We start from the raw sequence: 14,104 nt of genomic DNA, 5'->3' as shown, positions 1-14,104 counted from the left end.
CGTGTTCCCACCCGCGTCGTACGAGATCGACCCACCCGCGATCGTCCGCGACACCGGTGAAGCACCCACCGGCGGATCAGTCACCGTCGTCGAGGTCAACCGGTCCGCATGATCGAAACACGAGACCACCGTGGTCACCGCGACCCCGTCGAACACATCCCGCGACGACGTCCGGTTACCGTTCGCCCCCGCCCGAGGGTTCACACCACACCCACCCGCCGCCGCGAACTCGTACGACACGTCATGCCGTGGGATCACCGCACGCACCAACCGGCCCGCACCGTCATACCAGTGCGACGAGGCACCCGACACGACCCCGCCCTCGGAGACCGTCGCCGAGAGGACCCGCCCCGACTGCGACCGCACCACCCGATCGCCCACCGACGCCGACCCCACGAACGACCACACCAGCTCCGCCAACGCTCCGGCCGGATCCCGCGTGATCGCCACACTCGTTCCATTACCCCCGGCACCCGCTCCCGCCGGGTACGACACCGACACCACATCGCCGCCCGGCCCGTACTGCGGCACCGCGACGACCTTCCCACCGTCCAGCAACCGCACCGGTCGACCATCCGCGTCGTACTCGACGCTGGAATCGACGACCTGACCACCCCCCGTCGTGCGCGACGAGGCCGGGCGCCCCGCAGCGTCGTACGACGTCGTGGTCACCACACCCCACACGTCCGTGTACGACACGACCCGACCCAGCAGGTCCACCGTCGTGCTCGTCGTCCCCGACCCCGGCGACGCCGTGTCCGTCACCGACGACACCAACGGGTTGCCGCCCACCGCGTACGACGTGGTGACCGTCCGCGCCGGCGTGGCTCCCTCCGCCGGGTACACCACCTTCGTCACCCGGCCCCGGGCGTCGTACGTCGAGCAGGTCCACCCCGACGCCCCCGAGACCCGCGTGCCGACGCCACGCCCGAAGTGGTCGTACACCACCGAGGTCACCACCGGGTCACCGACCGCAGGGGTCGGCTCCGTCGTCGACCTCAACAACCCCGTCGGCTTCGCCCCCGCCGGCACACCACAGACCTCCGGCTGCGCAACCAGCGGACTGTAGTACGCGTACCTCGTGCCGCGCGCCGCGGTGAGCGTTCCCGCCGCGGTCGCGGCCGGCAGCCACCGCCCCGTCCGACGCCCGTACCCATCGGACTCGTATGCAGTGGTGGTCGTCAACGCCAGACCACTCGGGTCCTCGATGCTCAGGCTCGGGCGGCCCAGCCACGGGGCCGATCCGAAGTCCGTCCTGGTGGTCTGCGGCGGCACCTGTGCCGACGTCACCGCGGGAGTTCCCACCGGCACGGTCGCAGGGGCGGCGTCATCGACGGTCGTGCTGGTCACCAATCCGTAGTCGGGCGACAACGCGGAGTCCGGGATGACCCCGGCCGTGACGCCAGGGCCGGACCAGGACAACGAGATCTGACCCGACGCCGACCTGTTCACGTAGTCGATGCGGATGCGCGCCGGCCCGGCGGCCGCGCGCACGAGCGTTCCCGTGACGGTGGCCATGTCAGGCGGGCTGACCACCAGGACGTCGTCGATCCAGACCCTCATCTGGTCGTCGGCCTGGGCCGTCAATCTGTACGTCCCCGCGGCGGGGAAGCTGAGGATCCCGTTGAGACGAGCACCCCACGGCGCGGCCGTGATGGCGGAGTCCGGCATGCCGGTACCCCAGCTCTTCGACAGCGAGCCCGTCCCGAGTCCGCGCGCGAACGCCTTCGGCTGCCCGGCGAGGTTCGCCCCGCTGTAGTAGGCGACGTTGAGGCCGCCCATGCCCTCGTCGTACCGGGTGGACGAGTGCGCGACGCTCGACGCGCACCCGGCCGTCGGGCGCCGGTCGGCACCGAAGCACGATGCTGGAGCCGGGCCGTACGAGTCGGTCGCGCGGTCGAGGTTGTCGTAGAGGGTCGTCGTCGTGCGACCGCTCGGGTCCGACTGGGACAGGACGAGGTCTTTCGACGCGTGCCACGTCTGCGTGGACCGTAGACCCAGCGCCGACACGTCCGCCGTCTGCCGCCAGGTGCCGTCGAACGTCACGGTACGAGCGGTACCGGGCACGCCGCTGCGGCTCACACGTGTCGTCGTCGCGTCCGCGTAGGTGAACGACGTGGTCAGCCGCCCAGCGCTCGTCACACCGTCCGCGGCCGGCAGCGTGATGCTGGTGACCTTCGCCGCCTTGGTGGACGGGCCCGTGACGTCGTACGCCAGCATCACCTTGTTGGCATCTGCGGCCTGCCGCGTCGCGTCAGCGGCCAGCCAGTCGGTCATGGCCGGCGTGCGCAGGCCGACCAGCTCGCCGGACGACGCGTACCCGAAGTCCGTGACCTCGTTCCCAGGGTCGACGATGCGCACCAGTCGCCCTGACGCGTTGTACCGCAACCACGTCGACTCCCCCACGCCCGTTCCGGACGCCGGGGGGTACACGATCCGGCAGACCATCCCGGCCGGCGCCGCCGTGAAGCCGGTGGCGTCCGGGCAGGCCGGCCCGCTGCCCTCCGGTGCTGTGTCACCGCCGTAGTAGAACCGCACCTGCTTGCCGGACGCCCGGTCGGTGATGGCATCGAGCTGGCCGGTGAAGCCCCGCCACGTGACCTTCGGCGACGCGGGGGTCTTGGCGTCCTCAGGTGGTGTCGCCGATTCGAGCCGGCCGTTGGTGCCGAACACGTAGACCGTGCCGTCCTCGTCCGTCAGGTTCACCTGCCCCGTGGTCGACAGGCCGAGGACGCCGTACTCCCCCGGTGGTGCCGTGTACCCGCCGTCGGAGCTCCGCGTGTAGGTGTGCGCCGTCCCGGTGACGTCGGTCAGGACGACAGAGCTCGCCTCGACGACCGCGGTCGTGTAGTCGGCGCCACCCCCGGCCAGTGCCGACGAGGCCGACCACCCGGCCGGCAGCGTCTCGAACGTCGGGGACAGCCAGGCCGACGGGACCACGAGACCGTCGGGGTACCCCGGGCCCTTCACCCACAGCTGGAAGTTCGCGGCGCCCGTCTCCTCGTAGTAGTCCACGCGGATCGGTGTCTGCCCCGTGACGTTGGACGCCGCTCCCCACACCACCCCGTTGACGTGGTTCGCCCACCGGTCGATGACCGTCGCTGATCCGACCGCGACGCGCGCCCCGTTGTCCTGGGCGACACCGAAGGTCCATGCCCCGGCGCTGGGTGGTGTGAAGAAGCCCGTCCACCGCACGGCGAACTGGTCGGCCGGCACGGCCGGGGCCGGTGTACCCGCACCCCAGGAGAAGTTCAGCTGCGGATCGGTGCGCGTCATCACCGGTTCACCGGTGAAGGCGAAGGCCGACCCCGGGCCGTTGGTCGCGTAGTACCGACCCAGCAGGCCCTTGGCGCGGACCGCCTGCGAGTTGTAGGAGAAGGTCAGACCCATCGGTCCCCCGACGGTCGCCACGGTCGGGGACGAGAATCGCAGCCCGACGTTGCCGTTCGCGAGGTTCACCGAGACGGGCCCGACCTGCTCGACGGGCGACGGACCGGACTCCGCGAGTCGTCGGTCGACCTTGAAGGAGGCCGCCCAGGTGCCCCGCCCCTGCCCGATCGGGTCACGCGTCATCACGGTCCAGCCGTAGACCCCGCCGTCCCGCAGGCTCCCCTCGGGGACCTGGTACGACGTCCCGTCCATCCAGCCCGAGGTCAGGACCGTCCCGGTGATGGCGTCGGCACCCGTCGCGATGCGAACCTGGTACTCCACCTTGCCGTCCTGGTCGGCGGGAACTGCCGGCCACGTGATGGTGGGTGACGTCGAGACGATCGTCTGGGTGCCGGACGCCGGGGGCGCTACCCCGTCGAACCTCACGCTGGCCCGGTCGACCATCGGGACGGTGTTCGTGGTGAACGACCTGACCGGGCTCGCCCGCTGGGTCCACACACCGAACAGGTCGTGGTAGGAGTTGAGGACGAACGCCTTCCAGTAGTACGTCCTGCCCTCCTCGAGGCGAAACTCCGGGACGGTCACCGAGTCCTGGCTGATCCAGCCGGTCTCGTACACGGCGCTGGAGTCCGGGTCGGGCGTCGTGCCCACCCGGAAGTAGCGCGAGATGCCGCCGGACTGCGCGGGGTCGGCGAACGAGGCCGTGAGCGTCGGGACCACTGAGACGCGCGCACCGTCCGCAGGTGCGGTCAGGGCCACGCTCGGGAAGTCGACGGTCGTGATGTACAGGCCGCTGCTCAGGTTCTTGTAGGTGTACACCCCGGGTCGCTCGTCGCCGGACATGAACACGAAGGCGCCCGGGGTGCCGCTGGAGACCCACGACGCGTACGCAGCCGACACGGCGTCGTTGTCGAAGTACCCGTCGTACTCGATGGTGGTGGTCCCGTGCGAGCTGCCCTGGCAGTGGTACCCGAAGCAGCTCGCCCACCCTGTCAGTGCGAGGTGCGAGTTGTAGGTCCCGGAGTCCGTGACCGCGTAGACGTACGCGTCGAGCACCTGCTTGCCGAAGAACTGCTCGTAGTCGTAGTGGTAGACGGTGCGCCAGTACCGGTCGCCCTCGGCGCGCGAGTTGCCGATGCGCAGCTTGCCGTCCATCAGGACGGTGCCGTCCGACCGGTACGACCTGACGCTCCCCTGCCCGAGAGCCACGGTCGGGTCGACGGAGACCGGGTAGACGCGGTCCGGGTCCTGCAGCCAGTCGAGTCCGGGCGTAACCGTCAGCAACCACCCCGTGCGGTCACGCTCGACGGTCATCGGGGCGTTCGCCATGGCCGGCTCCCGCACACCTTCCTTGCCGCTCGCGTCCACCATCACGGCAGGCGGGATGAGCATGGCGACGTCACCCGCCCTGTTGACGATCTCGAACGATCCGTCGTCACCCGCACGTACCCCGAAGCCCTTGCCAGACAGCCGCCACCGGTACACAGGCTGGCTGGTGGGGGCTTCGGACAGGATGACGGACTCCTTGACGGAGCCCGGCGTCACCTCGTACTCGAGATCCGCACCTGGCAGCACGTCCTCGTATCGCGCCGTAGCGCCCTCGCGCACCAGCGGCTTCGAGCGGCCGCCGACCAACCCGATGCTCAGCTCGATGTCGTCGTGCGAGAGACGCAGCAGCTCCGCCGAGCTGCCGCGGGCCGCGAAGCGCGGCGAGAGCGGGTGCCGCGGAGCACGCCCGCCGTCGCCGTTGGCCTCGACGGTCGTCTCCACCCCGGTCCACGTCCCGTCGGCAAGCTGCACGTTGGACGGCTCGGCGGTGAGCGCGGTCGTGTACGTGCCGTCGGCGTTCTTGAAGACCGTCTGCGTCTCTGAGCGCTGCACGACCTCGGACGTCTTCTCGTCGAAGCCGTCGATCATCTCCGCGCGCTCGAGCTCGACCTCGGGCGGGACGACAGCCGGCGCCTCGGACGTCCCGGTCTGGACGTCGGCCGAGAGCTGCTCCGGCGTGTCCGAGACAAGCGGCGGAACGTCGACGGCCTCGACCGCCGTGGGCACGGCGGCCGCGTCCCGCGGCTCGGCGTGAGCAGGCGGCAGACCGACCACGACGAGGCTCAGCGCCACCACGGACGCGACCGCAGCCGCGCGCATCCCCCGCACACCCCACGAGACCTGGTTCATGACGCCTCTCACGGGCACCCGCGCGCCCCCGCTCGCCGGTGCCTGCGGGTCGCCGCCCCCCGGAGCCGGCTCCGAGGTCGGCTGGCAGGAAGGTAGCGGTCCAGCAGGGGGTCACACCGAGACTTGTCGCAATGACTCTCCCAGCCTGAGACGAATCACCCGTTCGGGTGCAGCCACGGCCACGCTCGCGGGCACGAGCGCCCTCTCTTGCCCGGCCGCTTCCCTGCTCGCAGCGGAGGCCGTCGTCACGGACCGCATCGCGTCAGACCGGCTCCCGTCGGCGCACGGAGCCAGGAGGACGGCCCGTCGCGCGCGTGAACGCCCGGCTGAACGCGGCGGCCGACGCGTACCCGGCCGCGACGGCCGCCTGCGCGACCCCGTCGCCGCGCGCCAGCCGGTCGGCTGCGACGTGCATCCGCCACGTCTGGACGTAGGCCATGACCGGCACGCCGACGACCTGCGTGAACCGTGCCGCGAACGCCGACCGTGACATCGCGGCCGTGCGGGCCAACGACGCCACCGTCCACGGGTGCGCGGGGTCCCGGTGCACGGCGGCCAGCGCGGCACCGACGTACGGGTCGCGCAGCCCGCCGATCCAGCCGGTGAGCGGCTCCTGCGCGTCGAGCCAGGCGCGGACCGCCTGGATGACCAGCACGTCCGCGAGCCGCGTGAGCACGGCCTCGCCACCGGGGCGCACGTGCGCGAGCTCGTCGGCCATGAGCTCGAGCGTGCGGGTCAGCCACGGCGTTGCCGAGGGCGACGCGGGCACGTGGACGACCGCCGGCAGCAGGTCCAGCAGAGGGCGGGCGGCCGGCCCGTCGACCGTGAGCACGCCGCACACGAGGCCGGACCGCGGGCCGTCGCCGTCGTGCCGCAGCACGGAGTAGCTCTCGGTCACGTACTCCTGCGGCAGGTGGTCGACGCGGCCGAGCGAGGGGGCGTCGAGGTCGCTCGCGAGCACGTGCCCGCGGCCGTGGGGGACGAGCGCCAGGTCGCCGGCGTGCAGGTGGACGGGTGCGGCACCGGGGACGGCGATCCCGACCTCCCCCTCGGTCACGACGTGGAAGGTCAGGCAGTCCCCGAACGCCGGCATGTCGACGGCCCACGCCCCCGCGGCCTCGGTGCGGCAGTAGAAGACCCCGGCGACGCGCAGCCTGTGCAGGGCCTCCCCGACGAGGTCGGGAGCGGGGCGCGGCGGTGCGACGACGACGCTCACAGGGCCTCCGGCGGCTGGACGATCGGTCATCTCTCGACGACGCACGAGCATAGACCGTCCACGCCCCCGCTGGTTCGCTGGTGGTAGCGGAGGCCGCCGGCCTCCCCCAGCCGTGGAGGTCACCATGCAGGTACTCGTCGTCGGAGCCACCGGAGGCTCGGGCCGTGCGGCCGTCGCCGCGCTCGTCGCCCGCGGCCACACCGTCACCGCGCTGTCACGCCGCGCGTCGACGCTCACCGGGCCGGGGGTGCGCGGCGTCGACGGCGACGCGACGGACGCGGCCACGGTCGACGCACTCGTCGCGGGGCAGGACGCCGTCGTCGTCACGCTCGGCATCAGCGAGAACCCCGTGCGGGTGCGGCTGCGCGGACCGTCGGGCACGCCGGCGGACGTGCGCTCACGGGGCACCCGCACCGTCGTCGACGCCATGACGCGGCACGGTGTGCGCAGGCTCGTCGTGCAGACGTCCTACGGTGTCGGGCCGACCCGGCCGCTGCTGCCCGCCGTGACGCGCGTCGTCTTCGCCGTGCTGCTGGCCCCCCAGATCGCGGACACCGAGCGGCAGGCGCGGCTCGTGCACGCCAGCGACCTCGACTGGGTCGAGGTGCAGCCCGTCAACCTCGTGGACGACGACCTGCCCGGCCCGGCCTTCAGGTCGACGGACGGCGAGCAGCGCGGCATGACGGTCTCGCGCGCGCAGGTCGGGGCGTTCCTCGCCGCCGCCGTCGACGACGGCACGCACGTCCGGCGCACCGTCGCCCTGTCCCACGCGGCCGCTGCCTGACCCGCGCACCGGAAATTCTCAACTACGGTGGTCCGTTGAGAACGCAGTGCTCCGAGGGGATGAGGTGCCGGGATGATCGGCCAGCGGGTGACCCGCCAGCGTGTGGCGATCGCAGAGCTGCTCGAGGACGTCGAGGAGTTCCGCAGCGCGCAGCAGATCCACCAGATGCTGCAGCAGCGCGGCCAGGAGATCGGCCTGGCCACCGTCTACCGCACGCTCAACGCGATGGCCGAGCAGGGTGACCTCGAGGTGCTGCTGCAGCCGACCGGCGAGCACACCTACCTGCGCTGCGAGCCGCGCAGCGCGCACCACCACCACCTGGTGTGCCGCACGTGCGGGCGCACGGTCGACGTGGCGGCACCGGAGCTGGAGCAGATCGTCGAGGCCCTGGCCACCAGCCACGACTTCACCGACGTCGAGCACTCCATCGACTTCCTCGGCACCTGCCAGGACTGCGCCCGAGCCTGAGGAGCCCCATGACCGGCACCCGAGCGACGCACGCCGACGCGGTCGTCGCGCTGGTCCACCGGTGGCTCGAGGCCGCCGCCGCCGAGCCCGCCGACCCGGCGGCGCGGCACCTGGCCGCTCTGCTGCGCGAGCCGGACGGCCTGGCGTTCGCCGTCGGGTTCGTCGACGGGGTCGTGCGACCCGAGGACCACGGCGTCGCCGCGCGGCGGCTGCGCGAGCTGGCCGCCCGCCCGCCGGCGTTCCTGCCGGTGCCGCTGCGCGCCGCCCTGCGCGTGGGCGGCACGCTGGCACCGGCACTCCCCGGCATCGTGGTCCCCGTGGCGCGTCGCGTGCTGCGCCACATGGTGGGCCACCTCGTCGTCGACGCGACCGACCGGCGGCTGCGTGCGGCGATCACGCGACTGCGCAGGGAGGGCGTCCGGCTCAACGTCAACCTGCTCGGCGAGGCCGTGCTGGGACGCCGGGAGGCCGCGCGTCGCCTCGCCGGCACGCGCCGGCTGCTGGCCCGCGACGACGTGGACTACGTGTCGGTCAAGGTCTCCTCCGTCGTCGCTCCGCACGCGCCGTGGGCGTTCGAGGAGTCCGTCGCCGACGTCGTCGAGCAGCTCGTGCCGCTGTTCGAGCAGGCGGCGGCGTCGCCGAGCCCGACGTTCGTCAACCTCGACATGGAGGAGTACAAGGACCTCGACATGACCGTCGAGGTGTTCACGCGCCTGCTGGACCGCCCGGCCCTGACCGGTCTCGAGGCCGGGATCGTGCTTCAGGCCTACCTGCCGGACGCGCTGCCCGCGATGCAGCGCCTCCAGGCGTGGGCGGCGCGGCGACGCGCGGCCGGCGGCGCCGGCATCAAGGTCCGGCTCGTCAAGGGCGCCAACCTGCCGATGGAGCATGTCGAGGCCGAGCTGCACGGGTGGCCCGTGGCCACCTGGGGCAGCAAGCGCGCGACGGACGCGCACTACAAGCGCGTGCTGGACTGGGCGCTGACCCCCGAGCGCATCGCGAACGTCCGCCTGGGCGTGGCCGGGCACAACCTGTTCGACGTCGCGCACGCCTGGCTGCTGGCCGCCGAGCGCGGGGTGCGCGACGGCGTCGAGATCGAGATGCTGCTGGGCATGGCACCCGGCCAGGCGGAGGCCGTGCGGCGCGACGTCGGCCGGCTGCTGCTGTACACGCCCGTGGTCGCACCGCAGGAGTTCGACGTCGCCATCGCCTACCTGGTGCGCCGCCTCGAGGAGGGCGCGTCGGACGACAACTTCATGTCCGCGGTGTTCGACCTGGCCGACGACGACGCGCTGTTCGCCCGCGAGCGCGACCGGTTCCTCGCGTCGCTGGCCGACGCGGACGCCCCCGCGGCGGACCGCCACCGCGTCCCCGACCGGCACGCGGCGGTGCCGCCGTCGGCGCCGGGGGCGTTCACCAACACCCCCGACACGGACCCCGCCGTCCCGGAGCACCGCGCGTGGGTGCGCGACGTCCTGGCCCGGGTGCCCGGGTCCGACCTCGGGGTGGCCGGCATCGACGCGGCCCGGGTGCACGACGCGGCCGCGCTCGACGCGCTCGTCCGCGACACCCGCCGCGCCGGCGAGCGGTGGGGCGAGCGCACGGCGACCGAGCGGGCCGAGGTCCTCGACCGCGCTGCCGCGGCGCTGGAGGCGCGCCGCGGCGACCTGCTGGAGGTCATGGCGTCCGAGGCGGGCAAGACCGTCGACCAGGGCGACCCGGAGGTCTCCGAGGCCGTCGACTTCGCCCACTGGTACGCCGAGCTGGCGCGCGGGCTGGACCACGTCGACGGTGCGGCGTTCGTCCCCGCGGCGCTCACGCTCGTCACTCCCCCGTGGAACTTCCCCGTCGCGATCCCCGCGGGGTCGACGCTGGCCGCGCTGGCCGCGGGCTCGGCGGTGCTGCTCAAGCCCGCCGGTCCGGCCGAGCGCTGCGGCGCGGTCCTGGCCGACGCGCTGTGGGAGGCCGGCGTGCCGCGCGACGTCCTGCGCCTGGTGCAGGTCGACGAGGGCACGCTGGGACGCGACCTGGTCGCGCACCCGGGGGTGGACCGTGTGATCCTCACGGGCGCGTACGAGACGGCCGAGCTGTTCCGGTCCTTCCGCCCGGACCTGCCGCTGCTGGCCGAGACGAGCGGCAAGAACGCGATCGTCGTGACACCGAGCGCCGACCTGGACCTGGCGGTGCGTGACGTGGTGGCCTCGGCGTTCGGGCACGCGGGGCAGAAGTGCTCGGCGGCGTCACTCGTGGTCCTGGTCGGGTCCGTGGCGACGTCCCGGCGCTTCCGCTCCCAGCTGCTCGACGCGGTGTCGTCGCTGGTCGTCGGCCCTGCGCACGACGCCCGCACCCAGATGGCCCCGCTCATCGAGCCCGCGTCCGGCAAGCTCCTGACGGGCCTGACCGACCTCGGGCCGGGCGAGGAGTGGGCGCTGGCGCCGCGCCGGCTCGACGACGCCGGCCGGCTGTGGACGCCGGGGGTCGTCACGGGCGTGCGGCGCGGGTCGCGCACGCACCGCACCGAGTACTTCGGGCCCGTGCTGGGCGTCATGACCGCGGCGACGCTCGACGAGGCGATCGACCTGGTGAACGACGTGGACTACGGCCTGACGTCCGGCCTGCACAGCCTCGACACCGACGAGATCGCGCGCTGGCTCGACCGCGTCGAGGCGGGCAACCTCTACGTCAACCGCGGCACGACCGGTGCGATCGTGCGCCGCCAGCCGTTCGGCGGCTGGAAGCGCTCGGGCGTCGGTCCGGGCACCAAGGCCGGCGGGCCCAGCTACCTCGCGGGCCTGGGGTCGTGGACGTCGGCGCCGGCGACCGCGGACGCGGACGTGACGGTGCCGGCGGTGCGGCGGCTGCTCGCCGCGGCCCGTGCGGAGCTGGACGGGACGGACGCCGACCGCGTCGAGCGCGCCGCGCGGTCGGACGCCGCCGCGTGGGACGCGCTGTTCGCGGCCCGGGACGTCAGCGCGCTGGCGTGCGAGCGCAACGTGCTGCGGCACCTGCCGGCGCCGGCGCCGGTCCTGGTGCGCCGGGCGGCCGGGGCGCCGCTCGCCGACCTGGTCCGCGTCGTCGCGGCCTCGGCAGCGGCGGGCGCGCGGCTCGTCGTCTCGACGCCCGACGCCCTCCCCCCGCGGCTCGCGGCGGCGGTCGCAGCCGTCGGGTCCGTGCACGTCGAGGACGACGCAGCGTGGGCCGCCCGGGTGGCGGCGCTCGACGGGGGGCGCGTGCGGCTCGTCGGGGCACCGGCCTCGGGGGTGGCGCACGCGACCGGTGGCCGTCCCGACGTCGCCGTGTGGGACCACCCCGTCACCGAGGCCGGGCGTGTCGAGCTGCTGCCGTTCCTGCGGGAGCAGGCGGTGAGCGTCACGGCCCACCGGTTCGGCACTCCCCGTGACCTGACGCGCGACGTGCTGCCGTCGCGCTGACGGGCTCCCGCCGCCCGCCCCCGCACCCCGGACGCAGGTCCTGTGCATACCCCCGTGGGTATCGCCTACGGTGGTCGCACATCGGTGACCCGGGAGGCAGCAGTGAAGATCGTGGTGGTGGGTGGCGTCGCAGCGGGCGCCTCGGTGGCGGCGCGGGCGCGGCGGCTCGACGAGCACGCGGAGATCGTGGTGCTGGAGCGGGGTCACCACGTGTCCTTCGCCAACTGCGGGCTGCCGTACCACGTGGGCGGCGTCATCACCGACCGGGACCGGCTGCTGCTGCAGACCCCGCAGTCGTTGCGCGACACGCTCGACATCGACGTGCGCATCGCGCAGGAGGTCGTCGCGATCGACCGCGACGCGCGCGAGGTGCACGTGCGCGACGTCGACACCGGCCGCGAGTACACCGAGTCCTACGACGCGCTCGCGCTGTGCCCGGGCGCCGAGCCGGTGCGCCCGCCCCTGCCAGGCATCGACCTGCCGCAGGTCCTGGTGCTGCGCCGCCTGGGCGACATGGACCGCATCAAGGCCCGCCTCGACGCCGCCCTCGACGCGCACACGGCGGGTGAGCGCGGTCCGGTGCGCACCGTGGTCATCGGCGCCGGGTACATCGGCCTGGAGATGGCCGAGAACCTGCAGCACCGCGGCGCGCACGTCACCGTCGTCGAGGCGTCCGACCAGATCCTGCCGCCCGTGGACCACGAGATCGCCGTCCCGGTCGAGAACCACCTGCGCGCCCGCGGGATCGACCTGCACCTGTCGACCGCCGCCGCCGCGTTCACGCCCGGCGACGACGACACCGTCCGGGTCGAGCTGAGCACGCACCACACCCTGGAGGCCGACCTCGTGGTGCTCGCCGTCGGCGTGCGCCCCGCGACCGCGCTGGCACGCGCGGCCGGCCTGGAGATCGGTCCGCACGGCGGCGTCGTCGTCGACGAGCACCTGCGCACGTCCGACCCGCACGTATGGGCAGCGGGCGACGTCGTCGCGACCCCGCACACCGTGCTGCCGGGCTCGTGGCTCGCCCCGTTGGCCGGGCCCGCCAACCGGCAGGGTCGCGTGGTCGCCGAGAACATCTGCGGTCGGCAGACCGTGTACCGGTCGACGCAGGGCACGTCGGTCGTCAAGGTCTTCGACATGGTCGCCGGCGGCACGGGGGCCACCGAGCGTCAGCTGCTCGCGGCCGACGTGCCGCACCGGGCCGTGCACGTGCACCCGTCCGGGCACGCGGGCTACTACCCCGGCACCGCCCAGATGCACCTCAAGGTGCTGTTCGACCCCACGGACGGCCGCCTGCTCGGCGCGCAGGCCAGCGGGTTCGACGGCGTCGACAAGCGCCTCGACGTCCTGGCCACGGCCGTGCGCGCCGGGCTGACGGTGTTCGACCTCGAGGAGCTGGAGCTGGCGTACGCGCCGCCGTTCGGATCGGCCAAGGACCCCGTCAACATGGCCGGGTTCGTCGCGGCCAACACCGTGCGCGGCGACCTGCGGCTCTGGTACGCGCAGGACGCACCCGGCGCGCTCGAGGGTGCGCGGCTCGTGGACGTGCGCACCCCGGAGGAGTTCGCGATCTGGCACCTGCCCGGCGCGGAGAACGTCCCGCTGCCGACGCTGCGCGAGGCGTGCGGCACGTGGGACACCGCCCAGCCGGTGCGGCTGTACTGCGCGGTCGGGTTCCGCTCCTACCTCGCCTACCGCGCGCTCGTGCAGCGGGGGTTCACGGACGTCGCGACGCTGTCCGGCGGCTCGACGACGTACCGCGCGTGGCACGACGTCGAGGGCGAGGGCGCCGTGGCGGTCGCCCCCGAGGTCTCGTACGCCGCGGCGGCCGACCTGCTCGCGGCGACCCGCGAGCGCGTCACCGTCGACGCGGGCACGGGCACCGTCGTCGACCTCGACTGCACCGGGCTGGCGTGCCCGGGCCCGATCATGCGGCTCGCGCAGACCGTCGAGGGCCTGTCCCCCGGCGACGACGTCGTCGTGCACGTCTCCGACCCGGGCTTCGCGCACGACGCACCGGCGTGGGCGTCCGCGCAGGGGCACCGGCTGCTCGAGATCGTCCCGGAGGGACCGGGCTACCGCGCGACGATCCGCAAGGGCGGGACGCGCGCCACGGCAGCAGCGGACACGCGGGACGGCGTGTCGTTCGTCGTGTTCAGCGGCGACCTCGACAAGGTGCTCGCGGCGTTCATCATCGCCAACGGCGCGCTCGCGATGGGCCAGCCGGTGTCGATGTTCTTCACCTTCTGGGGCCTCAACGCGCTGCGCCGGCCCGACGCTCCGGTGCGCACCCGCCCGCTGATGGACAAGGCGTTCGCCGCGATGATGCCGTCCGGTGCCGACGACCTGAGGCTCTCGCAGATGCACATGGGCGGCGCGGGTACGGCGATGATCCGCAAGGTCATGAAGGACCACCAGGTGCCGACGCTGCCCGAGCTCATCGCGTCCGCGCAGGCGGGCGGGGCGCAGCTGACGGCCTGCACCATGACGATGGACCTGCTGGGCATCGCCGCCGAGGAGCTGCTCGACGACGTCGACCTCGGGGGTGTGGCCACGTTCCTGGGAGCGGCGGGGAGGTCCGCGACCACGCTGTTCATCTGAGCGCCGACCACCTGATCGCCGGCGACCTCAGCCCGC

At 73.5% G+C, this 14,104-nt stretch carries 6 protein-coding genes; 4 read left to right on the top strand and 2 right to left on the bottom strand.

All coding sequences use genetic code 11. The features are described 5' to 3' along the window. Nucleotides 1-5,568: PA14 domain-containing protein (locus Cph01nite_RS15270; RefSeq protein WP_239069295.1), on the bottom strand; the 5,568-nt coding region annotated here is incomplete at its 3' end. A gap of 262 nt (nt 5,569-5,830) precedes the next feature. Continuing rightward, entirely contained in the window at nt 5,831-6,784 is a 954-nt protein-coding gene (locus Cph01nite_RS15265; protein ID WP_203675548.1) for an AraC family transcriptional regulator, read from the bottom strand. Between the two features lie 124 nt (nt 6,785-6,908). On the opposite strand from Cph01nite_RS15265, the gene Cph01nite_RS15260 reads away from it, so the two are divergent. The 4 genes from Cph01nite_RS15260 to Cph01nite_RS15245 all read left to right on the top strand — a co-directional run bounded on the left by Cph01nite_RS15260 (nt 6,909) and on the right by Cph01nite_RS15245 (nt 14,068). After that, entirely contained in the window at nt 6,909-7,568 is a 660-nt protein-coding gene (locus Cph01nite_RS15260; RefSeq protein WP_203675547.1) for an NAD(P)-dependent oxidoreductase, read from the top strand. Nucleotides 7,569-7,640: 72 nt separating this feature from the next. Continuing rightward, nucleotides 7,641-8,036: a Fur family transcriptional regulator gene (locus Cph01nite_RS15255; RefSeq protein WP_203675546.1), complete on the top strand. Its 396-nt coding sequence runs from the start codon at nt 7,641-7,643 to the stop codon at nt 8,034-8,036. 8 nt (nt 8,037-8,044) lie between these two features. Continuing rightward, nucleotides 8,045-11,467 (top strand): bifunctional proline dehydrogenase/L-glutamate gamma-semialdehyde dehydrogenase, encoded by a 3,423-nt coding sequence (locus Cph01nite_RS15250; RefSeq protein ID WP_203675545.1) that lies wholly within the window; start codon nt 8,045-8,047, stop codon nt 11,465-11,467. Between the two features lie 84 nt (nt 11,468-11,551). After that, nucleotides 11,552-14,068 carry an FAD-dependent oxidoreductase gene (locus Cph01nite_RS15245; protein WP_239069294.1) on the top strand — a complete coding sequence of 839 codons (2,517 nt, stop codon included), beginning with the start codon at nt 11,552-11,554 and terminating at the stop codon, nt 14,066-14,068. Nucleotides 14,069-14,104 lie beyond the last annotated feature (36 nt).

Source organism: Cellulomonas phragmiteti (assembly GCF_016862775.1).
GTDB classification, from domain to species: Bacteria; Actinomycetota; Actinomycetes; order Actinomycetales; family Cellulomonadaceae; genus Cellulomonas; species Cellulomonas phragmiteti.
Note: the sequence above shows the minus strand (reverse complement) of the source record. Positions and strands in the feature narration are given on the sequence as shown.

Excerpts from the sequence above, each read along its gene's own strand:
- Cph01nite_RS15260 (WP_203675547.1), top strand. The coding sequence starts at position 6,909 with ATGCAGGTACTCGTCGTCGGAGCCACCGGAGGCTCGGGCCGTGCGGCC.
- Cph01nite_RS15255 (WP_203675546.1), top strand. The coding sequence starts at position 7,641 with ATGATCGGCCAGCGGGTGACCCGCCAGCGTGTGGCGATCGCAGAGCTG.
- Cph01nite_RS15250 (WP_203675545.1), top strand. The coding sequence starts at position 8,045 with ATGACCGGCACCCGAGCGACGCACGCCGACGCGGTCGTCGCGCTGGTC.